Consider the following 22,880-nt stretch of genomic DNA (forward strand, 5'->3'; position numbering starts at 1 on the left):
GCCCGCGACTCGCCTTTCATACTCAAGCTGCCACGGCGCAATGCGCGTCGCTGATGGCGCCCTACGATGAGCACGGCGCATTCGTAGGGTGGGTTAGCCGCCACGCGGCGTAATCCACCAACAGGCCCACGCCGAGACCGCGCAACAAGGCACGGCCAGCAGCCTCTAGCGCAGCAGCAGATTGCCTTCGACCGGACGATAGTCGTCGGCGGCGCGCAACAGCGACTGCGCGGTGAGGCCAGGCACGCCGTAGACGGTGCTGCGGGTGCCGTGTCGCTGGCGGATGCGCTCCAGCAGCAGATCGAAATCGCCGTCACCGGAACCGAGCACCACCTCGTCGACATTCGCCGCCGCTTCCATCACGTCGAGGGTGATGCCCACGTCCCAGTCGCCCTTGGCCGAGCCGTCGGCGCGCTGGATATAGGGTTTGAGCTTCACCGTGAAGCCGAGCCGGCGCAGGATCTGCTGGAACTGCTGCTGGCGCGCATCACCTCGCTCGATGGCGTAGGCAAAGGCCTCGACGATCTCGCCACGGGCGGCGACTTCGGCCCAGAGCGCGGAATAGTCGAAGTGGCAGCCATGCGCCTGGCGAACCGTGTAATAGAGGTTCTGCACATCGACGAACAGGGCGATCTTGTTCAAGCAGGTCTCCGGGGCAACTAAACGGGGGCTCGCATTAGAACAGGTTTGCCGCGCCGCGCGCCGGCCGGCGATACCCTGGAACATTTCCGTGCATAGAGCCCGCCGTCACCTTCCGTTAAAGTAGCGCCCGTTCCCATCCGACGTGCCTACCGATGAATATCCAGCAGATACTCCGCGACTCCTGGTTTTTCTATAGCCGCAACATTCTGCAGATAGCATTGCTGTGCGGCCCCCTGATACTGCTCCAGGCCATCTCGGCACATCTCTGGGAGCAGTCTCAGGGCAGCAAGCTGGAGTTCGGCCAGAGCCTGCTGCTGGGCCTGCTGTTCTCGCCGCTGTACCAGAGCGTGCTGATCTATTTCCTTGCCGCCCGCAGCAGCGGTGCCGTTGCCGGCGCCAGCCAGCTCTTCGCGGCGGCCTTGCGCATCTGGCCCGCCTTCGTGCTACTTACCTGCCTGACGCAGATAGCAACGGTGCTCGGGCTCTTCCTGCTGATCGCACCAGGGGTCTGGCTCGCGGTGAAACTCAGCCTGGCCGGCTACCTGCTGGTCCTGCGCCAACAGCAGCCGATCGAGGCGATGCGCGAAAGCTTCCGCCTGACCACCGGCCACTTCTGGAACATCGTGATCCTGGCGCTGGCGTCCTTCGTGCCTCTTCTGGTCATCGCCGTGCTGCTGTTCGGCCTGATCCCCAGCGAGAACGTCGAAGGGCTGGTCGGGGTAGCGCTGGCACTGCCGCTGGGCGTGGTACAGCTGTTCAGCACCGTGGTGCTGTTCCGCTACTTCATGCTCCTCGAGACGACCGACAAACCCGCCTGAGTTTCAGTCGCCCGCCACCGGCGGCTTGACTCCGGAGAGGCGCGGCAGCAGCTTCTCGAACAGCGCGGGAAACACCCGCGCCAGCAACCGTGCACGCCAGTCGACGTTGGACAGCACCAGCAGCCGCTGGCGTCTCAGCGCAGCCTGGAAGATCGCCTCGGCGACATCCTGCGGCGACGCCACCTTGCCCAGCGTCAGGGTCGGCTGGGCCTGAATCGAACCGTCACCGACCAGCGCGTTCTTGCGCAGATCGGTGGCGGTGAAACCAGGACACACCAGCATCACCCCCAGCCCGGCATCCCGATGCTCGGCGCGCAGCGTCTCGAACAGTCCGTGCAGGGCATGCTTGCTGGCGCTGTAGGCGCTGCGATAGAGCAAGGGCGCAAATCCGGACAGCGAGCTGAGCACGATCACCTGGCCGCGCCGCTCGAGCAGGCTGGGCAGCGCCGCGTGGGTACAGTGCAGCGCGCCGAAGTAGTTGACCGCCATGATCCGCTGGAACACCGCAACCTCGGTGTCGATGAAGCGGCTGCGATGGGTGATGCCGGCGTTGTTGACCAGTACGTCGATGCCGCCGAAACGCTCCACTACCAGCGCCATCGCCCGCTCCACCGCCGCCGCATCGGCAACGTCGCATTCCAGCCCCAGCGCCTCGCAATTGAGATGGTCCTGCAGGTGCTGCACCAGGCTGTCCAGCGAAGCCCGATCCAGATCGAAGATCACCAGCCGGGCACCTGCCTGAGCCATGCGCAGGACCAGCGCCCGGCCGATCCCGGCACAGCCGCCGGTGATGAGCACGACCTTGCGATCAAAGACCTTGTTGGCAAACACCTTGCGATACATGGACATCTCCAGCGACGGCATCTGGCTGCAGTCTACGCCGGGATTCCGCCGCCTGCCCATGCGCGCGGGCGTATTGCCGTCCGGCGCGCGGTCAGTGCAGCGGCTACTCTTGCAGCGACAAAGGAGCCAGAATGCCAGCATAGATTGTGAGGCACATCACAACCGGATCGTATGCCCTTAATACTGCCGCGGTAACCCATGTCCAGACTCAGCATCCCCCTGCTGCTCGCCCTGTTTTTCGGGCAGGCACAGGCAGCCAGCGACGCCGAAGGCGTTGCGCCACCAACGCCGATCCCGGTGATCTTCGGCTTCTACGAGTTCCCTCCCTCCATCTATACAGACGCCGATGGCGTGGTCCGCGGGCGCATGCATGACCTCGCCGAGGCCATGCTGCGCCGCGCAGGCTATGCGCCGGAGTTCCGTTCATTGCCCAGTGCGCGCCTGTACAACGGCTTGCGCGACGGCAGCGTGCATCTCTGGGCCGGCAGCAGAAAGCCGGACCTGCAGGATTACGTGCTGGAATCGCGCAGCCTGCTCACCGAGACCACACTGAATCTGTACTACCGGGCCGACACCCCGAAGCCGAAGATCCCCCAGGACCTGATCGGTCGCGACCTCATTCTCATCAGCGGCTACACCTACTGGCCCAACGTCAACGCGATGCTCGCAGACCCCGCGCTGGCCGTGGTTCTGCACCGCACCAGCAACCACGTTTCGGCGTTGCAGATGCTCGAACGCCGGCGCGGCGACTTCCTGCTCGACTATGCCGTGCCGGTCGACCAGGCCCGCGAGGAACTGGGCATGCCGCCACTGCCCTATGTGGTCCTGGCGCATCTGCCGATCCACTACATCATCTCGCGCAAGGCACCGCAGCCCGAGGCCCTGCGCGATGCACTGGACCAGGTGTACGACGAAATGATCGCCGCAGGTGAGGAAATCGGCCTGCCGTAACCGGCCCCCTGCCCGCCTCAGCCGGCGCAGGGTGCAGCGCCGGCACGCGCCGCCTGCAGCCTCTGCAGGGTGATCCGCCGCACTGCCGCCTTGCTCTGCTCGATGTGCTCGCGTAGCAGCAAGCAGGCCTGTTCGCCGCGCCCGTCGAGCAGCGCCCGCAGGATCGCCGCATGCTCCTCGTAGGTCGCCGCCACCCGCGGCGCTTCGCTGAAGTCCAGACGCCGAACGATGCGGATACGCTCGGTCACCTCGCGGTGCACCCGGGTCATCTCGCGATTGCCGGTGGCCGCAACCAGCTCGCAGTGGAACAGCTCGTCCAGCTCGGCAACCCGCAGCCCGTCTTGTTCACGCGCCGTTTCCTCGACCAGCCAGGTAGCCATCAGCGCCGCAAGCCGCGCATTCGGTTGACCCTGGCGCTCGCTCAGGCGTCGCAGCGCCGCGAGCTCGAGCACGATGCGCAGATCGTAGAGCTCCTCGAACTGCTCGAAATCGAAGGGCACCACCTGCCAGCCGCTGCGAAAGTGCACGGTGAGAAAGCCCTCGCGTTGCAACCGATGCAGCGCCTGGCGCACCGGCGTGCGACTGACCTCGGTGCGCGCGGCGACATCCCCTTCGCTGAAGCGATCGCCCGGCAACAGGCGAAACGCGCAGATGTCCTGCTTGAGCTGCAGATAGATGCGCTCGGCCAGATTCTCCGCGCGCTCGCCCGGCGGGGTTCGCCCAGGCGGCTCCGGCACAGGGCTCATCGCCCGCCCCCGCATCGCCCCATCCGCAACCTCCGCCATCGACGACCGACCACCTCAGGAGCGGCTGGCGATATAGGCGCGCCAGCCGCCGAACGCGGTGATGTCCTGGGCGCTGGACAGGGCCCAGGGCTCGCAGATGAAGCCCTTGACCCAGCGACCATCGACCAGTTCCAGATTGCCGATGCCCAGCGGCGGCGGGATCTCGGCGACGAACTCGCCGAAGCGCGCCAACGGGATGTCCCACAACTCGACGATGATCGAGGCACCACCCTCGCCCTCGCGCACCAGGCCCGGCTTGGGCGGCACCGACCCGGCCAGGGCATGCAGGCTGTAGCGCGGCGCGGTCAGGGTCTGCTCGACCAGCACCGCATCGCGGCTGCCGAGCTGGAAGTTCAGCGGCATGCCGGTCAGGTGGGCACCAACCACCGCCAGGCGCACGCACCCCGGCGCGGGCGCACCTACCGCTGCGGGCCCGTCCTGCGCCAGGAAGCGCCCGGTAGCACCCAGCGCCAGCCGCTGGCCGGCTTGCCAGCGTCTGCCGAGCGACGCCAGCGCCTGGTCATGCCAGGCCGGTGCGATCAGGGTCAGGCCGGCCGGCAGGCCGTCGTCGCGAAAACCCGCCGGCAGCGCCAGCGCGCTGAGGTCGGCGAGGTTGGTGAAGTTGGTGTAGGTGCCGAACTGGGCGTTGAACAGGATCGGTTCGGCGTGCATTTCCTCGATGCGCCGCAGGGTCGGCGAGGTCGGCACCAGCAGCGCGTCGAAGTCCTCCAGCAGCAGATTGATCCGCCGGCTGAGCTCGGCGCGCAGGTACTCGGCCTGGTAGGCATCGCAGGCGTCGTAGTTGAAGCCGTTGCGCACGATCTCGCGGACCACCGGGTGGATGGCCTCCGGCGAGCGCTCCAGCAGATCGACCAGCACCGAGGTGCGCTCGGCGACCCAGGAACCCTGATAGAGCTGCGCGGCGAGTTCGCGGAACGGCGAGAAATCGATGCTTACCAGCTCCGCACCCATCTGCCGGAACTGCTCCAGCGCACGCTCGAACACCGCACGGTTCTGCTCGTCGCCGAAGAACTCCAGGCTGTCCGGCACCGCCAGGCGCGGCGCGGCGCCGATGCCCACCGGTGCGCTGCGCGGGTTGCGCCGCGAATAGGCATCGCTGGCATCGTAGCCCCCGGCCAGTTCGGCAATGCAGGCCGCATCGTCCACCGTCAGGGCGAACACCGAGATGCAGTCCAGGGTCCGGCAGGCCGGCACCAGCCCGCTGGTGGAGAGCCAGCCACGGGTCGGCTTGAGCCCGACGATGTTGTTGAACGCCGCGGGCACCCGCCCGGAACCGGCGGTATCGGTGCCCAGGGCAAAGGGCACCAGGCCGCGCGCCACCACCGAGGCCGAGCCGGAACTGGAGCCGCCGCTGACATAGGCCGGATCGAAGGCATTCGGCACCACGCCGTAGGGCGAGCGGGTTCCGACCAGGCCGGTGGCGAACTGATCCAGGTTGGTCTTGCCCAGCAACACCGCCCCCGCCGCACGCAGTTGCGCCACCGTGGTGGCATCACGCTCGGCCAGGTAGGCGAATTCAGGGCAGGCCGCGGTGGTCTGCCAACCCGCCGCATCGATGTTGTCCTTGATCGCGAAAGGCACCCCGTACAGCGGCAGGCGCGCCAGGTCACCCTCGACGGCTGCACGGCGCTGCTCCAGCGCATCCAGCTGCTCACGCAACTGCTCCGCGCTGGCCAGGCTGATCCACGCGGGATCTTCAATGCTCAGCCCGGCGAGCAGCTCGAACAGAATCTCCGGGGTAAAGGCCGCAGTGCGATAGGCCTGCTGCCAGTCATGCAACGTCCATCCGGTAGCGGGCAGTGAGGCTGATTGCATTGCTTGCTCCATCTTGTATCCAAGTTTGCAGCGAGCCAAGGCAAGAGCCGGGCCAGCCATGCGGGAGCCTGGCGTTGCGGGCTGTTCACGGATTTTCGCTGCAGCACGCGCGGATCGCTGCCACCTGACGGTGCAGCCGCGCCTGATTTTGGTGCCGGCAACGCAAACGGGGCGCCAAGGCGCCCCGTTATGGTTCTGCAGTTTCAGCCGCGCAGGCTGGGATCGGCGCGCAGCTCGCGGGCTGCCGCGACCATGTTGACCAGCGCCGCTTCGGTCTCCGGCCAGCCACGGGTCTTCAGGCCGCAGTCGGGGTTGACCCAGAGGCGTTCGGCGGGAATCCGTCGTGCCGCCTTGCGCATCAGCTTGACCATCTCTTCCCGGCTCGGCACCCGTGGTGAGTGGATGTCGTAGACACCCGGGCCGATCTCGTTGGGATAGGCGAACTGCTCGAAGGCATCCAGCAGCTCCATGTCCGAGCGCGAGGTCTCGATGGTGATGACGTCGGCGTCCATCGCCGCGATCGACTCGATCACGTCGTTGAACTCGCTGTAGCACATGTGGGTATGGATCTGGGTCTCGTCGCGCACCCCGCTGGCGGTCAGGCGGAAGGCCTCGGTGGCCCAGTCCAGATAGCCCTGCCAGGCCGCCTTGCGCAGCGGCAGGCCCTCGCGAAATGCAGCTTCGTCGATCTGGATGATGCGGATGCCGGCCGCCTCCAGGTCCACCACCTCGTCGCGGATCGCCAGCGCCAGTTGCCGCGCCTGCTGCTCGCGGGGGATGTCCTCGCGGGCGAAGGACCACATCAGCATGGTCACCGGGCCGGTCAGCATGCCCTTCATCACCTTGGTTGTAAGGCTCTGGGCGTAGCGGATCCAGTCCACGGTCATCGCTGTCGGCCGGCTGAGGTCGCCGTAGATCACGGCGGGCTTCACGCAGCGCGAGCCATAGCTCTGCACCCAGCCGAAACGGGTAAACAGGTAGCCGTCGAGCTGCTCGGCGAAGTACTCGACCATGTCGTTGCGCTCGGCCTCGCCGTGCACCAGCACATCCAGGCCGAGGTTCTCCTGCACCTGCACCGCGTGGCGAATCTCGCCGTGCATGGCCTCGGTGTACTGCGCCGCGCTGAGCGTGCCCTGCCTGAACGACTGACGCGCCAGGCGAATCGCCGGGGTCTGCGGAAACGAGCCGATGGTGGTGGTTGGGAACGGGGGCAGATTCAGACCGACACGCTGCTTGTCGATTCGCTCGACGAAGGGCGCCTGACGCCGGGCATGGATCGGCCGGATCGCGGCGAGACGCGCCTGCACCTGCGGGTTGTGGATACGCGGCGACGCGGCGCGGCTGGCTTGGACAGCACGGCTATGCACCAGCGCGTCCGCCACTTCCAGGGCCTGCGGCTCGTTCAGTGCGCGGGCCAGAATCGCCACCTCGGCGCACTTCTGCACGGCGAACGACAGCCAGCTCTTCAGTTCGGCATCCAGTTGGTCCTCGCGCGTCAGGTCCACCGGGCTGTGCAGCAGCGAGCACGACGGCGCCAGCCACAGCCGTTGGCCCAGTCGCTCCTGGGCGTCACGGGCAATCTCCAGGTTCTTTTCCAGATCGCAGCGCCAGACGTTGCGACCGTTGACCAGGCCCAGTGACAGCACCTTGTAGGCCGGCAGGCGGTCGAGAATGATCGGGTACTGCTCCGGCGCCCGCACCAGGTCGATGTGCAGCCCGTCCACCGGCAGGCCGGCGGCCAGGCCGAGGTTGTCTTCCAGGCCGCCGAAATAGGTGGCCAGGAGTTTCTTCAGCGGGTCCTTCTGCAACAGGTTGTAGGCGCGCTCGAAGGCGTTCTTCCAGTCCTGCGGCAGGTCCAGGGCGAGAATCGGCTCGTCGATCTGCACCCACTCCACCCCCTGCGCGGCCAGGCGCTGGAAGATCTGCCCGTACAACGGCAGCAGGCGTTCGAGCAGGTCCAGCTTGTCGAAGTCCTGCTCGCTGTCAGTCGCACCCTTGGCCTTGCCCAGCCAGAGATAGGTCAGCGGCCCGATCAGCACCGGCTTGACCGCATGGCCCAGGGCCAACGCCTCGTCGACCTCCTCGAACAGCTGCTCCCAGCTCAGCTCGAACTGCTGATCGGCAGTGAATTCCGGGACCAGGTAGTGGTAGTTGGTATCGAACCACTTGGTCAGCTCCTGGGCAAATACCGGCTGGCCGTGGCTTGCGCCGCAACAGCGCTGGCTGCCCCCTGCACCGGTCCCACGCGCCATGGCAAACAGCGTCTGCAGGGTCGGCCGGACGCTGGAGTCATCCCGAAAGCGCGCCGGGATCACGCCGAAGGTCAGCGAGTGGGTCAGCACCTGGTCATACCAGGCGAAGTCGCCGACCGGCAGCAGCTGGATACCAGCGTCCTTCTGCAGCTGCCAGTGCGCGGCACGCAGTTGGCGGCCAACCTCGCGCAGACCCGCCTCGTCGAGCTCGCCCCTCCAGTGCGCTTCCAACGCCTTTTTCAGCTCGCGGTCGCGTCCGATGCGCGGAAAGCCGAGGTTGTGTGCCAATGCCATGTGAAATCCTCCCTATGCGAAATTCGATGAGAAGGAGTCTGGGGGCAGCCAATCAATGAAACAAACTCAATTAATATATAATGAAAACAAATTTCACTCATACAAAAAGTCGAGTGTTGCGGGCTGCGCGTCGCCTGAAGCATCCCTCATCCGCCTTCGGCACCCTCTCCCGAGGGGGAGAGGGAAAAGCCGTGCATGCTTGCAGCTCTTCAGGACCACACCGCGCCATCGCCTTCGCAGCTGTCCTTCTCCCGCCGGGAGAAGGTGGCGCACCGCGCCGGCTGAGGGAGGCGTCGGCGTGCAGGGAGCCCAACCAGAGCGCCTATACGCAGCCGCAGGTCGCCTGAACCATCCTCAGCTGCGACGCGGTTTGGCCCGCGCCGTCGGCTCGGCGATCAGCGGATCATCCGGCCAGTAGTGCTTGGGGTAACGACCCTTGAGGTCCTTCTTTACCTCCAGGTAGGTGTTGGCCCAGAAGCTGGCGAGATCCTGGGTCACCTGTACCGGGCGCTGCGCCGGTGACAGCAGGTGCAGCAGCACGCCCTGCCGGCCGCCGGCGATGCGCGGCGTCTGCGCCAGGCCGAACAGTTCCTGCAGACGCACCGCCAGCACCGGCGGGTCCTGGCTGTAGTCGATGCGGATGCGCGACCCCGAAGGCACCTCCAGCGTCTTCGGTGCAAGCTCGTCGAGCCGCTGCGGCAGCGGCCAGGGCAGCAGGTTGGCCAGCATCGCCGCCAGGTCCAGCTGGGCGAAGTGGTTCAGCCGACTGACCTTGCCAAGATAGGGCAGCAGCCAGTCCTGCAGCCGCTCCAGCAGTGCCGCATCACTGACATCCGGCCAGTCGCTCACGCCGCTCTGCTGGATATCGAGACGCCGCAACAAGCCGACGCGTGCCTGCCACTGGCGCAGCTCCGGCGTCCAGGCCAGCAGCTCGAGACCCTTGCGTCTGACCAGCGCCAGCAGCGCGAGGCCACGGGCCTGCTCGTCCAGCTGCGGCAGCGCGCGGCTTTCCAGCACCAGCTCGCCGACCCGGCGCTGGCGCTCGGCACGCAGCACGCCTTCGCGCTCGTCCCAGTCGAGCAGATCCTTTTCACTGACCTGCTCGGCCAAGGGGCCGTCGAAGAGCGTCGGGTCGAGATCCGCTGCCAGGTAGATGCGTTCCTCGCGCTGGCCCTGGCGGCTGCCGAGGTCGGCGATCACCAGCCAGTCGTGCTTCATCAGCGCATCGGCGTCGCTGAACAGCGCTGCGCGGCCATTGGCCATGCGGTATTCGGCACCCCCCGCGCGACGCTGGCGGGCGATACGGTCGGGATAGGCAAAGGCCAGCAGGCAGCCGAGCCAGCGCGGATGTTCAGGATCGCTGACGGGCTGGCTGGCCGCGCCCCTCAGGTAGCCGCGCAGTTGCCGCGCCAGCTGCCGGGCGCGCTGCACACCGCCGCGGGAGCCGCCGGTGGCGCGCGATTCGCCGGCCAGCAGGCTGATGCGGCTGTGCAGGTCGGCGCCGGCGCCGCGCAGGATGTCGCGTTCGCCCAGCAGCGCGGCCAGGTCCGCCGCCATCGCGCCGAGACCCAGCGCCTGACCGCGCAGCAGCAGGTGGGCGATGCGCGGATGCGCCGGCAGCTCGGCCATCGCCTGGCCATGGACGCTGAGCACCCCACGCTCATCCAGCGCACCGAGCCGCGCCAGCAGCTCGCGGGCCTGGGCATAGGCCGCCGCCGGCGGCGGGTCGAGCCAGGCCAGTTCGGCCGGCTGAACGCCCCAGCGCGCCAGTTGCAAGGCCAGGCCGGCCAGGTCGGCAGCGAGGATTTCCGCCTCGCCATGCGCCGCCAGCTGCTCATGCTGGGCCTGCGACCACAGGCGGTAGCACGCCCCCGGCCGCAGGCGCCCGGCGCGCCCGGCGCGCTGGGTCGCCGAGGCGCGCGAGATGCGCTGGGTGTCCAGCCGGGTCATGCCGCTGGCCGGATCGAAGCGCGGCACTCGCGCAAGGCCGGCATCGACCACCACGCGCACGCCCTCGATTGTCAGGCTGGTCTCGGCGATGTTGGTCGCCAGCACCACCTTGCGCGTGCCGGCCGGCGCCGGTTCGATGGCCGCGCGCTGGGCACTGAGTTCCAGCTCGCCATGCAGCGGGCAGAGCAGGATGTCCGGGCGCGCGCCCAGGCGCTCCTGCAGTTGCTCATGGACGCGGCGGATCTCCGCCTGCCCAGGCAGGAACACCAGCAGGCTGCCGCTTTCCTCGTCCAGCGCCTGCAGCACCGCCTGCAGGACACGCGGCTCGACCCGCTCGCCGGCCTGGAAAGGCGCGCCCCACCGGATGTCGACCGGGAACATGCGACCCTGGCTGGATACCACCGGCGCCTGCGAAAGCAGCGCCGAGAGCCGCTCGCCCTCCAGGGTCGCCGACATCAGCAGCACCTTGAGCGGCGTCTCGCGCAGCAGCTCGCGGCCATTGAGGGTCAGCGCCAAAGCCAGGTCGGCATCCAGGCTGCGTTCGTGGAATTCGTCGAAGATCACCAGGCCGACGCCCTCCAGCGCCGGGTCGTCCTGCAGGCGGCGGGCCAGGATGCCCTCGGTGACCACCTCGATGCGCGTGCGCGGGCCGACCCTGCTCTCCAGGCGGATGCGGTAACCCACCGTTTCGCCGACCGTCTCGCCCAGCTCGCTGGCCAGGCGCTCGGCGGCCGCACGGGCGGCCAGGCGGCGCGGCTCGAGCATGAGGATGCGCTGCCCGGCCAGCCAGGGCTCGCCCAGCAGCGCCAGCGGCACACGGGTGGTCTTGCCGGCGCCCGGCGGCGCTTCCAGCACGGCTTCGTCGCGCTGGGCGAGGGCTTGGCGCAGGGCGGGCAGGACGTCGTCGATGGGAAGTGTCTTCATGGGGCGCGCAGTATACCGGCGCGGCGCGCAAGCACAGCAGGGCTTGGCCGCGCCTGAGGCGTTGCGCGACCGCCCTGCCCGCCTTGCTCGCCACCACGAACGCCCCTGGGCCTGCGCGACGGCAAGCGACGAGCCCGAACGGAACGCGCTGCCGGCTGCCCAAGTGCAACGCAGGGGGCGGAACGCGGCGCGCGCGCCCCCGGCGTGCACGATGAGCCTGGTCGGTCCGCACCTTTTGCGGAGCGGCGCAAGATCGTCATCGCCGCCGCCGAAAGCCTTGGTTATAGTTGCGCCATTTTTCTAGGAGGTGTTTGTCATGCGGATGCGTTCACGCCTGATCGGCGGTGCTCTCACCGTCACACTGCTGGCCCAGCTCAGCGCCTGCGGCACGCTGTTCTTCCCCGACCGGCGCGGCCAGATCGAGGGCCGCATCGACCCACTGGTGGCCGGCCTCAATGCCATCGGCGTGCTCTTCTACGTGATCCCGGGTCTGATCGCCTTCGGCGTCGACTTCGCCACCGGCGCCATCTACCTGCCCAACGACGAATACAGTGTCGCGCCGGAGAAGCTCCAGGAAGCCATCGGCGAAGATGGCCAGGTCGATCCGGCACGCCTGAAAGCGATCATCGAACAGGAAATCGGCCTCAGCCTGCCGCTCGACGATCCGCGCCTGATCCAGCACAACGGCAGCATCGAGCAACTGGCTGCCTACGGCCTGCGTCCGGCCGGCTGATGCGCAATCATTCAGGCGACCTGCGCCGGTGAGCGTTTCCGCCGACCACGCACGACTGATGCGCCTGGCCACCCGGGCGGCGCTGGCCGTAGCGCTGAGCCTGGCGCTGGCCAAAGCCGTTGCCTGGTGGCTCAGCGGCTCGGTCAGCCTGCTCGCCGGTCTGACCGACTCGCTGCTCGATGGCGCGGCTTCGCTGATCAACCTGCTGGCGGTGCACTACGCGCTGCAACCGGCGGATGACGACCATCGCTATGGCCACGGCAAGGCCGAAGCCCTCGCCGGGCTCGGTCAATCGATGTTCATCAGCGTCAGCGCCCTGCTGGTCGGCGCCCAGGCGATCGACCGCCTGCTCCACCCGCAGCCGATCACCGCGCAACTGCTCGGCATCGCCGTGATGCTGATCTCCCTGGCAGCCACCGCCGGCCTGCTGCTGTTCCAGCGGCATGTGGTGAAGCAGACCGGCTCCACGGCGATCCGCGCCGACTCCCTGCACTACCGCTCCGACCTGTTGCTCAACAGCAGCATCCTGCTTGCCCTGGCATTGAGCGCCCAGGGTCTGGAGCGGGTCGATGCGATCTTCGGCATGGGCATCGGTCTGTACATCCTCTGGAGCGCCGTCGGCATCGCCCGCGAGGCACTGGCGATACTGATGGACACCGAGCTGCCACCGGAGCAGAGCAGTCGCATGCACGAACTGGCCTGCAGCGTGCCCGGCGTGCTCGGCGCGCATGACCTGCGTACCCGGATGTCCGGTACCCGCTGGTTCGTCCAGCTGCACCTGGAGCTGCCGGGAACACTGTCGCTGAGCGAAGCGCATCGCCTCTGCGAAGCGGTGGAGCAGGCCATCCGCAAGGAATTTCCGCGCGCCGAGGTGCTGGTGCATGCCGATCCCGAGGACGTGCTGAAGTAGGCGCTCTCGACAGGCGCAGCATTGCGCCCACCACGCCGAGGGCCGCTGGTCATTCGGCTGGCATGCCGAGCGGTTGGTACAAAACAAAAGGGAGGCCACTGGCCTCCCTTTTCTCATCTACCCTTCTGCCAGCGCGGTTGGCGCCTCGTCATCGCGACCCTGGTTGGGGTAGCGCACACGGGGGTCATCGCAGCCCGGTAAGGCGGATGACTCGGAGGTCCTGGTTGGGCCGCTCCGCTGGAGATGTCCGTGTGTTGGAACTGGGTAAAGCTTACGCCCGCGGTCACGCCAGGCGATTGCTAAAACAACCCATAAACAGCCATGATCAGCAACAGAAACACTGAAAACTCAGAATTTACGCAATCGAAAATCCCGCAGAGTCGAACATGAGCAAACTTGATCGCTACGACCTGAACCTGCTGAGCCTCCTGCAACGCGATGCCACGCTGTCCAATCAGGACCTCGCCGAGCGCATCGGCCTGTCGCCTTCGCCCTGCTCGCGACGGGTCAAGCAACTCGAAGACGACGGTTACATCCTTCGCCAGGTCGCCCTGCTCGATCGCAAGAAGCTCGGCCTGACCCTGACCGCCTACGTACTGATCGGCATGGACCGCCACACCCCCGAACGCTTCGAGCGCTTCCAGAGCGCCATTCGCGAGTGCCCGGAAGTGCTCGAGTGCAGCCTGGTCACCGGGATGGACGCCGACTACCAGCTCAAGGTGGTGGTCGCGGACATGGACCACTACCAGCAATTCCTGCTCGGCAAGCTGACCCGCATCGAAGGGGTCTCCAGCGTGCGTTCGAGTTTCGTGCTCAACCAGGTGATCTCCAGCACGGAACTACCCCTGGACCACCTGCGTCAGTGAGTCGCAGGCCCGCGGCGCTGCCGCGCCCCTCGCGTATACTCGCCGCCCCGTTCCTGACCCGCACGAGGTGAGCATGGAAACCCAGCAGTTCGAAGCCCTGATGATGTATGTCCTGGTAGGAGGGCTGATCTGCTTCATGGCGTTCATCATCTGGGACCTGGCGAAGAAGTCCAAGGCGGGCCGCTTGGGCACCGCGATCCTGTTCCTCGGCCTCGGCCTGTGCCTGTTCGCCTTCCTCGCCAAGCCGCTGATTGCCTATCTCCTGGAAGTCACCCGCGGCATCCACGGCTGATTGCGTCCGCGGCAGCGCCCTCCGCACACCCGCCACCCTCCCCCACCCCAGCGGCGGTCACGCCGCCCCTTGGGGCCGATTCCCTTCCTAGCAGGCGACTCATGAAACCCACCGACCGCGTCATGCAGAGCTACGGGCGCTGCTGCGCCAGCCCGAGCTTCTTCGATGACTTCTACCAGCAGTTCCTCGCCAGCTCGCCAAAGATCCGCGAGAAGTTCGCCAACACCAACATGCCGGCGCAGAAGCAGCTGCTGCGCCAGGGCATCCTCAACCTGGTGATGTTCGCCCGCGGCATGCCCGACACCAAACTGCGCGCCCTCGGCGCGAGCCACTCGCGCGAAGGCTTCGACATCCGCCCCGAGCTCTACGACATCTGGACCCAGGCGCTACTCGACACGGTCGGCAAGCACGACCAGCAGTTCGCCGAGCCGCTGCGCCGCGACTGGCGTGAAGTGCTGAACAAGGGCATCGAGGTGATCAAGTCGCACTATTGAGCCGGCCTGAGTGCAGCCGCGCCATCGCTCAGCCGCCTTCAGCACCCTCTCCCGGTGGAGAGGGGGATACACGGGGTAACCGAAAAGCCGTTGGCCGTCCCGAGCGCACGCGGCATGTCGCAATGCGCTGCGCTTATTGCGCCCTACGGCTGCTAACCAAGGCTCGGCGGCAGGTCACGCCACTGCCCCGGCTGCAGGCCGTCCAGGCTCCAGGGGCCGATGCGCACGCGCACCAGGCGCAGCGTCGGCAGGCCGACCGCGGCGGTCATCCGGCGCACCTGGCGGTTGCGGCCCTCACGGATCACCAGCTCCAGCCAGGCGGTCGGCACGCTCTTGCGAAAACGCACCGGCGGATTGCGCTCCCACAGCTGCGGTTCATCCAGCAGACGCGCCTCGGCCGGCAGGGTCGGGCCGTCGTTGAGCGTCACCCCGGTGCGTAGCTGCTGTAGCTGCGCCTCACTCGGCTCGCCCTCCACCTGCACCCAGTAGGTCTTCGCCAGCTTGTGCTTCGGGTCGGCGATGCGTGCCTGCAGGCGGCCATCGTTGGTCAGCAGTAACAAGCCCTCGCTGTCGCGATCCAGGCGTCCGGCGGGATAGACGCCCGGCACGTCGACGAAGTCCTTCAGCGTCGCCCGGCCCTGCTCGTCCTGAAACTGGGTGAGTACATCGAACGGCTTGTTCAGGACGATCAGCCGCGGCTCGGCCGGCGGCGCCTTGGCCACGCGCGGGCGCACGACGGGCGTGGAGCGCGAACGCGAAACAGGACGCTGGGGACGAGACATGCGCGGAAACACCGAGAAGAGCCAGGACGGGGAACGGCATGCTAGGTTTCCCGCTTCGCCCCTGCAAGAGCGCCGCCGATGCTCCGCCTGCCCCGCCCGACCTGGATGCTCAGCCTGAAGACCCTGGCCCGTTGCGGCTCGATGGGCCATCGCGGGCCGCGCAGCGATCATTTCGATGGTGAGCGCTTCCACAACATTCATCCCAAACCGCACAAGAGCCTGCGCGACATCCTCCGCTGGCAGACCCAGCGTGCCCCGCAGGAACCGTGGCGCTGGCAGGAGCCGACGGCCGCCGCCGACCCGGTGGAGCAGCGGGTGCAGGGCGAGCGGCTGCGCGTCACCTATATCAACCATGCCACCCTGCTGATCCAGCAGCATGGCCTGAACATCCTGACCGACCCACTCTGGGGCAAGCGCGCCAGCCCGTTCGGTTTCATCGGACCGAAGCGCTACCTGGCGCCGGGGCTGAGCATCGCGCAATTGCCGCCCATCGATCTGATCCTGGTCAGCCACAACCACTACGACCACCTCGACCTGCACAGCCTGCGTCTGCTGGCCACGCGCTTTCCGCAGGCACGGGTGGTGACCGGCCTGGGCAATGCCGCGCTGATCCGCCAGACCGGCTTTGCCCAGGTCGAGGAGCTGGACTGGTGGCAGAGCCTGACGCTGAACGAGCAGATGCAGCTGCACGCAGTGCCGGCGCAGCACTGGTCGGCGCGCGCCCGCGCCGACACCAATCGCACGCTGTGGATGGGTTTTGTTCTGGCGTCGGCGCAGGGGCCCGTGCTGTTCCCCGGCGACACCGGGCTGGGGCCGGAATTTGCGCTAATCCGCGAGCGCTTCGGACCGACGCGCTGCGCCCTGCTGCCGATTGGCGCCTACGCGCCGCGCTGGTTCATGCGCGACAACCACATGAACCCGGACGACGCCGTGCAGGCCCACCGCATCCTCGAATCGCAGCGCAGCATGGCAATCCACTTCGGCACCTTCAATCTGAGTGACGAAGGTCAGTTCGATCCGCCCAGAGACCTGCGAATCGCCCTCGAGCAACAGGGTGTGGAGCCAAGCAGCTTCGGCGTGCCCTACCCCGGCCAGGCCTGGGAATTCGCCCCCCTCACCGACCGTAGGACGGATTAGCCGCCAGCGGCATAATCCGCCAAGTCCCCCCTGCTCAGCGACGCTCGGAATGGACGCAGCATGGCGCAATGCGCTGCGCTTATTGCGCCCTACGGCTGAACGCCACATACCGGCTCTGTTTATCCACCAGAGCGATACGCGCCGGCGCCGCCGAGCCATGGTTGTCGCGGAGCAAGATGGTCCGAAAGGGCAATCAGGCAACCCGCACGCGGCGACATCACCCTCCGCGCCGCTGGGCCTGCCGGCCCAACCTACAAACGCGACCTTTGCGCGTCCCTTTCATCGATCACCTCCGGGCGCTGCCATTCCGGCGGCATCCACAGGTGCCGCAGGCGCTGGCCCAGCGGTCCGGGGCGGGCGATGTCGCGGGCCAGGTCGACCCACTCATGCAGGTTCAGCCACAGCGGATTGAAGCTGCGCACCTGGCGGATGATGCCGTATTCGACCGGTTCATCCTCCTCGACGAAGGTACCGAACAGGCGGTCGTAGAGAATCAGCACGCCACCGTAGTTGCGGTCGATGTACTGCGGGTTGCGGCCATGATGGGCACGGTGGTGGGAGGGGGTGTTGAAGAACCACTCCAGCGGCCTGGGCAACTTGCCCACCGACTGGGTATGGATGAAGTACTGATAGGCCAGGCTGGCCGAGAACATGAACAGCACCCACTCCGGCGCGAATCCCAGCCAGACCAGCGGCAGATAGAACAGCCAGTTGCCGGCAAAGCCGTAGAACAGGCTCTGCCGCGAGGCGGTGGTGAAGTTCATCTGCTCGGAGGAGTGATGCACCACATGCGCCGCCCAGAACCAGCGGATGCGGTGGCTGGCGCGATGGAACCAGTAAAAGCAGAGTTCCAGGCCGAAGAACAGCACGACGAAGGCCAGCGGTGTCATGGCGAAGTCCAGCAGTCGCACCTGGTGTACCAGGTGGTAGACCGGCAGCACCAGGAACACCACCAGCAGCGCATCCACCGCCAGGTAGATCCCGCCCAGGCCGATGCTCGCCAGCGAGTCGGCCAGCCGATAACGGCCACGCCGCCGCGCCGAGAGCAGATCGACCAGCAGGGTCGCGGTAAACAGCGGGGTCAGAATCAGCAGCAGATCGCGGCGCAGGTCGATCTGCGTCCAGAGACTGGCGAACAATTCGAGCATGGTGAAGCTCCGGGAAACACGGATGCCACCATCCTCGCCCAGGGCGAAACGCCGGACTTGACACGCCCCGCAGTTTTTTTGACAAATCACGCCATCGTCAGATGAAACGCTGAAGCCCCTGAAACGGGCGGCGCGGCGAAAGGCTTTGACGGACGCCTCGTTGGGGTGCCCCATTGAAGGCCGTCTGGTCGGGGTGGCCACGACGGCCATGAGCTGACATAGCCATTTTCAGAGGGTTGCCAATGCGCATCGCCGCCAGCTACGCACCGCTGCTCTACGAGTACCTGGCCCGCCGCGGCCTGGATGGCGAGGCGCTGCTCGGCCCGCTGCCGGTCGCCGACGACGGCCAGCTGCCGATGCCGGTCTGGCAGGCACTGTTGCACCGCGCCGCCGACCTGCTCGACGAGCCGGCCCTCGGCCTGCGCATTGCCGAGGGCATAGGGCCACGGCACTTCGGCGTGGTCGGTTATGCAGCGCTGGCCTGCGCCACCCTGGGTGAGGCGCTGCAGCGCCTTGAGCGCTACCACGCGCTGGTCTACGACGCGAACCCGGCGCAGTTGCGCGTGGAGGGCGAGCAGCTGCTGCTGCAGTGGGGCACCGCACTAGGCCGCCCAGGCCAACTGGTCGACGAGACCGGGCTGGGCGCCCTGGTGCAACTGGCCCGCGAGCTGACCGGCCAGCCGCTGCCGGTGGATGCGGTGGACTTCGTCAACCCCGCGCCCGCCGACCCACAGCCCTATCGGGCGTTCTTCGGTGGCCAGGTACGCTTCGCCCAGCCCTGCACCCGCCTGGCCCTGCCGCTGGCCTATCTGCAGCTGCCCCTGCGCCAGGCCGACCCGGCGCTGCTGGCACTGCTCGATGCCCAGGCCGAGGGCTTTCTGCGCCAGCATCGTGACGGCGGCCTGATCGATCGCTGCCAACAGGCGCTGATCCCGTTGTTGCGTGACGGCAACGCCAGTCTGGACGCCCTGGCGCGCAGCCTGCATCGCTCATCGCGCACCCTGCAGCGGCATCTCGACGTCCAGGGCCTGAGCTTTCGGCAGCTGCTCGACGACACCCGCCGCCAGCTTGCCGCCGGCTATCTGCAGGATGCCCGTCTTCCGCTTGGCGAGATCGCCGCGCTGCTCGGCTACTCGCAACAGAGCGCGTTCAGCCGGGCCTTCAGCCAATGGCACGGTGAAAGCCCCCTGGCCTGGCGCCAGCGCGTGCTCGGCCGACGCAGACCGTCAGATCCGTAGGTTGGCGCCGAGCTACGCGAGGCCCAACAAGCGATCCCACAGACCACTTCAAGTGGCATCGCCCCACCCCGCTGGGCCTCTCGGCCCACCTCCAAACACAGCGCATCGCTGCGACCCGGGGCGGCGCTCAGCCCAACGGCGCAGGCATCCGACGCCTGCGCAGCCGCCCGCCTGCGTAGGGTGGATAACGCCGTCTTTATCCACCATGACCCCGCTCGGGGCTCAATTGGCTCCAAGCCCGACTGGCTGGCTGCGGCGCAATGCGCTGCGCTTGTTGCGCCCTACCCGCCGGACCATCTGCTGGGCTCGAACACGTAGGGTGGATAACGCTTTGTTTATCCACCATGGGCACAGGCGATGAGTGGCGTTGCCCTGCCGTAGGTCGGCGCAGAGCAAGCCGCGACCGAACAGGCGGTTCGGCAATCTTCCACCGCCTGCGCAACACCGCTCTGTTGAGCAGAGCCACAAGCATCCGACCCATGAAGATCACGCCATTCACGCACCACCCGGTCATCTTCTGCGTCTATGCTGGCAGGGTTTTCGCCGCCGCCTGCCCGTCGGCGCCCGTCCATCTCGCCAGGAGTTCCCCTATGAGCAGCGAATCCGTCCTCGATACCTTCACCGGCTGGGCCGCCACCGCGCCACGCGCGCCGCTGCAGCCCCACAGCTACGATCCCGGCCCGCTCGGCGCCGAAGAAGTGGAAGTAGCGGTGGAGTACTGCGGCATCTGCCACTCCGACCAGTCGATGATCGACAACGAGTGGGGCAACGCGCGCTATCCGTTCATTCCCGGCCATGAAGTGGTCGGCAGCATCGTCCGCGTCGGCGACAGCGTACGCGGCCTCAAGCTCGGCCAGCGGGTCGGCATCGGCTGGTACAAGGGCAGCTGTATGCACTGCCACAGCTGCATGGAGGGCTCGCACCAGCTCTGCCCGACCGCCAAGCCGACCATCGTCGGCAGCAACGGCGGGTTCGCCGATCGCCTGCGCAGCCACTGGGCCTGGGCCATCCCACTGCCGGAGAGCCTCGACGCCAGCCTGGCCGGCCCGCTGTTCTGCGGCGGCTCGACGGTGTTCGCACCGCTGCTCGACTTCGACGTCAAGCCGACCCATCGCGTCGGCGTGGTCGGCATCGGCGGCCTCGGTCATCTGGCATTGCGCTTCCTGAATGCCTGGGGCTGCGAGGTCACCGCCTTTACCTCCTCGCTGAACAAACAGGACGAAGCCAGGCGCCTGGGCGCGCACAAGGTGGTCGCCTCCACCGACAGCAAGGCGATGCAGGCGATTGCCGGCACGCTCGACTTCCTGCTGGTCACCGCCAGCGCCGATCTGGACTGGAACAGCCTGATCGCGACCCTCGGCCCCAAGGGCCGGCTGCACTTCGTCGGCATCGTGCCCAGCGCGATCCCGGTTCACGTGTTCAACCTGATCCCGCGCCAGCGCAGCATCTCCGGCTCGCCGGTCGGCTCACCGGCGCTGATGAGCACCATGCTCGAGTTCTGCGCCCGCCACGGCATCGTGCCGCAGGTCGAGCACTTCCCCATGAGCAAGGTCAACGACGCCATCCAGCACCTGCGTGACGGCAAGGCGCGCTACCGCGTGGTGCTCGAAGCCGGGAAGTGACACGCCGCTGCTGGTGCGGGCATGCTGCGCGCCTTCACCAGCAGATACCGATAGCCAAGATGCACGTCCCGATCGAAACGCCCGCCGCCGCCGACCTGCCTAGAATGCTCGAGGTCTGGGAGGCGGCGGTGCGCGCCACCCACGACTTCCTCGAAGAGCACGACATAAAGGTGCTCAAGCCGTTGCTCATCGAGCAGTATTTCCCTTCCTTGGTACTCACCTGCATCCGCGGCGCGGACGGCCAGGTCGCAGGCTTTCTCGGCTATGCCGCCGGCAAGGTGGAAATGCTCTTCGTCGATCCGCAGGCGCACGGCCAGGGCATCGGCAGGCGCCTGCTGTTGGATGCGGTGACGCGCCTGGGTGCGGATAGGGTCGATGTCAACGAACAGAACCCAAAGGCGCTGGGCTTCTACCTGGCCCAGGGCTTTAAGGTGGACAGCCGCTCGCCGCTGGACGGCGGCGGCCGGCCGTTTCCGATCCTTCATCTGCTGCTTGCCTGATGGCGAAAATGGATAGCCGCAGAGCGGCGCCGCCTGTTGGGCCTCGCGCGGCTCGGCGCCAACCTACAAGTGCAGCCAAACCCTAGGGCGCAACAAGCTCAGCGCGTTGCGCCGATGCCCCCATCCGCAGATCACCGAGCGCATCAGCACCGCGCGGTGCCATGGTGGATAAACACGGCGTTATCCACCCTACGAACCGCGATGCCGCCACCTCTTGTTGGGCCTCGCGCTGCTCGGCGCCAACCTACGCGTGCAGCCAAATCGTAGGGCGCAATAAGCGCAGCGCATTGCGCCGCAGCGCCCGCCCGCAGATCACCGAACGCATCAACACCGCGCGGCGACATGGTGGATAAACACGGCGCAATTCAGCCATCTCAGCGGAACGGCGGCTCGTCGAAGCTGCGCAGCTTGCGCGAATGCAGCGATTCGAGCTGGCTGCGCAACAGCTCCAGCGCGGCGATGCCGATGTGCAGGTGCTGGGTGACCGCGCGTTCGTAGAAGGCGCCGGCCGCACCAGGCAGCTTGATCTCGCTGTGCAGCGGCTTGTCGGACACGCACAGCAGCGTGCCGTAAGGCACGCGTAGTCGGTAGCCCTGGGCGGCGATGGTGCCGCTCTCCATGTCCACCGCCACCGCGCGCGCCAGGTTGATCAGCGGGCGCTCCTGGGCCCAGCGCAGTTCCCAGTTGCGGTCGTCGTAGGTCAGCACGGTACCGGTGCGCAGGCGTTTCTTCAGCGCGTCGCCGCGCTCGCCGGTGACCTGCGCGGCGGCTTCCTGCAGCGCCATCTGCACTTCGGCCAGCGCCGGGATCGGGATATGCGGCGGCAGCACGCGATCGAGGATGCCGTCGCGGCGCATGTAGGCATGCGCGAGCACGTAGTCGCCGATGGTCTGCGACTGCCGCAGCCCACCGCAGTGGCCGATCATCAGCCAGCAATGCGGGCGCAACACAGCGAGGTGGTCGGTGATGTTCTTGGCGTTGGAGGGGCCGACACCGATGTTCACCAGGGTCACGCCATGGCCGTCGGATGCGATCAGGTGATAGGCCGGCATCTGGTAGCGATGCCAGACCACCGCATCGGCCACCGCCTGGGCGTCCTCCTCGGAGGTACCGCGTTCGATGATCACGTTGCCCGGCAGCACCATGCGCACGAAGCGAGGGTCATCGCGCAGCTGGGCCAGCCCGTGGCGAATGAACTGGTCGACATAGCGGTGGTAGTTGGTCAGCAGTATCCACGGCCGCACGTGGCGCCAGTCGCTGCCGGTGTAGTGCTGGATGCGTTTGAGCGAAAAGTCGGTGCGCGCCGCGTCGAACAGCGCCAGCGGCATCTGCTCGGCGTCCTGCCACTCGTACAGGCCGTCGGCGACCGAATCCGAGGCGGCCGACAGATCGGTGCTGGGGAACACCCGCGCCAGCTCGGCGGCGGTCACCCCGGAACCCGCCAGCTCGTCACCCTGGTCGACGACATAGGGATAGGGAATGTTCTTCCGGCTCGGACCCACCTCGACCTTGAGCGTGAAGTCGTCCATCAGCGGCCGCAACTGGTCGAGCAGGTAACCGCGAAATGCCTGAGGCTGGGTCACGGTGACGCTGTAGACGCCGGGCAACTGGACCTTGGCATAGGCACGAACGGTGGTCGGCACCTCGCCCTGGCAGACGTAGGTCAGGCGCAACTCGGGGTAGCGGAACAGCGCACGCTCGGCCTCGTCGGGCAGCACGCGCTCCTTCAGATAGCGCCGCAGCGCCTGGCTCAGCGCCTTGGTGGCGCGCTGGTGCAGCGCGGCGAGGCGCTCGACCGCCTCCTCCGGTGTGTCGGCAACGACGAAGTCATCGGTGGCACTGAATATCATCAAGTCATCCTCT

The 22,880-nt window shown here is 67.2% G+C and carries 20 protein-coding genes; 11 read left to right on the forward strand and 9 right to left on the reverse strand.

What is annotated here, in order from left to right; all coding sequences use genetic code 11:
• Positions 1–165 precede the first annotated feature (165 nt).
• Positions 166–642, reverse strand: a complete 477-nt coding sequence (locus DBO85_RS11800; protein ID WP_108107473.1) for a LabA-like NYN domain-containing protein — start codon at positions 640–642, stop codon at positions 166–168.
• A gap of 152 nt (positions 643–794) precedes the next feature.
• Between DBO85_RS11800 and DBO85_RS11805 the strand changes: the two genes are divergently transcribed.
• A complete protein-coding gene (locus DBO85_RS11805) occupies positions 795–1,460 on the forward strand; it encodes a hypothetical protein (RefSeq protein ID WP_108107474.1) in 666 nt (221 codons plus the stop codon).
• A 3-nt stretch (positions 1,461–1,463) separates the two neighbouring features.
• Here the strand turns inward: DBO85_RS11805 and DBO85_RS11810 are convergent, their stop codons facing one another.
• Positions 1,464–2,303 (reverse strand): SDR family oxidoreductase, encoded by an 840-nt coding sequence (locus DBO85_RS11810; protein WP_108107475.1) that lies wholly within the window; start codon positions 2,301–2,303, stop codon positions 1,464–1,466.
• Between the two features lie 198 nt (positions 2,304–2,501).
• On the opposite strand from DBO85_RS11810, the gene DBO85_RS11815 reads away from it, so the two are divergent.
• Positions 2,502–3,254, forward strand: coding sequence for a substrate-binding periplasmic protein (locus DBO85_RS11815; RefSeq protein ID WP_108107476.1), 753 nt, complete (start codon positions 2,502–2,504; stop codon positions 3,252–3,254).
• Between the two features lie 17 nt (positions 3,255–3,271).
• On the opposite strand, the gene DBO85_RS11820 is transcribed toward DBO85_RS11815, so the two are convergent.
• From DBO85_RS11820 to hrpB, 4 genes are all read right to left on the reverse strand, one after another.
• Entirely contained in the window at positions 3,272–4,000 is a 729-nt protein-coding gene (locus DBO85_RS11820; protein WP_108107477.1) for a GntR family transcriptional regulator, read from the reverse strand.
• A gap of 54 nt (positions 4,001–4,054) precedes the next feature.
• On the reverse strand, positions 4,055–5,875 hold the full coding sequence (gene atzF, locus DBO85_RS11825; RefSeq protein WP_108107478.1) for an allophanate hydrolase: 1,821 nt from the start codon (positions 5,873–5,875) through the stop codon (positions 4,055–4,057).
• A 203-nt stretch (positions 5,876–6,078) separates the two neighbouring features.
• The gene (gene metE, locus DBO85_RS11830) at positions 6,079–8,421 is read right to left on the reverse strand and encodes a 5-methyltetrahydropteroyltriglutamate--homocysteine S-methyltransferase (RefSeq protein WP_108107479.1); all 2,343 of its coding nucleotides are present in this window, start codon (positions 8,419–8,421) and stop codon (positions 6,079–6,081) included.
• A gap of 354 nt (positions 8,422–8,775) precedes the next feature.
• Positions 8,776–11,295 (reverse strand): ATP-dependent helicase HrpB, encoded by a 2,520-nt coding sequence (hrpB, locus tag DBO85_RS11835; RefSeq protein ID WP_108107480.1) that lies wholly within the window; start codon positions 11,293–11,295, stop codon positions 8,776–8,778.
• Positions 11,296–11,611: 316 nt separating this feature from the next.
• Between hrpB and DBO85_RS11840 the strand changes: the two genes are divergently transcribed.
• From DBO85_RS11840 to DBO85_RS11860, 5 genes are all read left to right on the forward strand, one after another.
• Positions 11,612–12,028, forward strand: a complete 417-nt coding sequence (locus DBO85_RS11840; protein ID WP_108107481.1) for a polyribonucleotide nucleotidyltransferase — start codon at positions 11,612–11,614, stop codon at positions 12,026–12,028.
• Positions 12,029–12,056: 28 nt separating this feature from the next.
• The gene (locus DBO85_RS11845; protein WP_177429762.1) at positions 12,057–12,938 is read left to right on the forward strand and encodes a cation diffusion facilitator family transporter; all 882 of its coding nucleotides are present in this window, start codon (positions 12,057–12,059) and stop codon (positions 12,936–12,938) included.
• Between the two features lie 386 nt (positions 12,939–13,324).
• A complete protein-coding gene (locus DBO85_RS11850) occupies positions 13,325–13,804 on the forward strand; it encodes an Lrp/AsnC family transcriptional regulator (protein WP_108107483.1) in 480 nt (159 codons plus the stop codon).
• A gap of 73 nt (positions 13,805–13,877) precedes the next feature.
• Positions 13,878–14,096 carry a DUF2788 domain-containing protein gene (locus DBO85_RS11855; RefSeq protein ID WP_108107484.1) on the forward strand — a complete coding sequence of 73 codons (219 nt, stop codon included), beginning with the start codon at positions 13,878–13,880 and terminating at the stop codon, positions 14,094–14,096.
• Between the two features lie 101 nt (positions 14,097–14,197).
• Positions 14,198–14,590 carry a globin domain-containing protein gene (locus DBO85_RS11860; RefSeq protein ID WP_108107485.1) on the forward strand — a complete coding sequence of 131 codons (393 nt, stop codon included), beginning with the start codon at positions 14,198–14,200 and terminating at the stop codon, positions 14,588–14,590.
• Between the two features lie 152 nt (positions 14,591–14,742).
• Here DBO85_RS11860 and DBO85_RS11865 read toward each other — a convergent pair whose 3' ends face one another.
• The gene (locus tag DBO85_RS11865) at positions 14,743–15,312 is read right to left on the reverse strand and encodes a pseudouridine synthase (protein WP_108107486.1); all 570 of its coding nucleotides are present in this window, start codon (positions 15,310–15,312) and stop codon (positions 14,743–14,745) included.
• A 138-nt stretch (positions 15,313–15,450) separates the two neighbouring features.
• Here DBO85_RS11865 and DBO85_RS11870 point away from each other — a divergent pair, with 138 nt between their 5' ends.
• Entirely contained in the window at positions 15,451–16,509 is a 1,059-nt protein-coding gene (locus DBO85_RS11870; RefSeq protein ID WP_177429763.1) for an MBL fold metallo-hydrolase, read from the forward strand.
• Positions 16,510–16,760: 251 nt separating this feature from the next.
• On the opposite strand, the gene DBO85_RS11875 is transcribed toward DBO85_RS11870, so the two are convergent.
• Positions 16,761–17,657, reverse strand: a complete 897-nt coding sequence (locus DBO85_RS11875) for a sterol desaturase family protein (RefSeq protein ID WP_108107487.1) — start codon at positions 17,655–17,657, stop codon at positions 16,761–16,763.
• A gap of 242 nt (positions 17,658–17,899) precedes the next feature.
• On the opposite strand from DBO85_RS11875, the gene DBO85_RS11880 reads away from it, so the two are divergent.
• The 3 genes from DBO85_RS11880 (at position 17,900) to DBO85_RS11890 (ending at position 21,017) form a co-directional block, all read left to right on the forward strand.
• A complete protein-coding gene (locus tag DBO85_RS11880) occupies positions 17,900–18,895 on the forward strand; it encodes an AraC family transcriptional regulator (RefSeq protein ID WP_108107488.1) in 996 nt (331 codons plus the stop codon).
• Between the two features lie 590 nt (positions 18,896–19,485).
• Positions 19,486–20,517: an NADPH-dependent aldehyde reductase Ahr gene (gene ahr / locus DBO85_RS11885; RefSeq protein WP_108107489.1), complete on the forward strand. Its 1,032-nt coding sequence runs from the start codon at positions 19,486–19,488 to the stop codon at positions 20,515–20,517.
• A gap of 59 nt (positions 20,518–20,576) precedes the next feature.
• Entirely contained in the window at positions 20,577–21,017 is a 441-nt protein-coding gene (locus DBO85_RS11890; RefSeq protein ID WP_108107490.1) for a GNAT family N-acetyltransferase, read from the forward strand.
• 374 nt (positions 21,018–21,391) lie between these two features.
• Here DBO85_RS11890 and amn read toward each other — a convergent pair whose 3' ends face one another.
• Complete coding sequence (gene amn, locus DBO85_RS11895) at positions 21,392–22,867, reverse strand: AMP nucleosidase (RefSeq protein ID WP_108107491.1); 1,476 nt, start codon at positions 22,865–22,867, stop codon at positions 21,392–21,394.
• Between the last annotated feature and the right edge of the window lie 13 nt (positions 22,868–22,880).

This window comes from Pseudomonas mangrovi, from assembly GCF_003052585.1.
In the GTDB taxonomy this organism is placed as follows: Bacteria; Pseudomonadota; Gammaproteobacteria; order Pseudomonadales; family Pseudomonadaceae; genus Aquipseudomonas; species Aquipseudomonas mangrovi.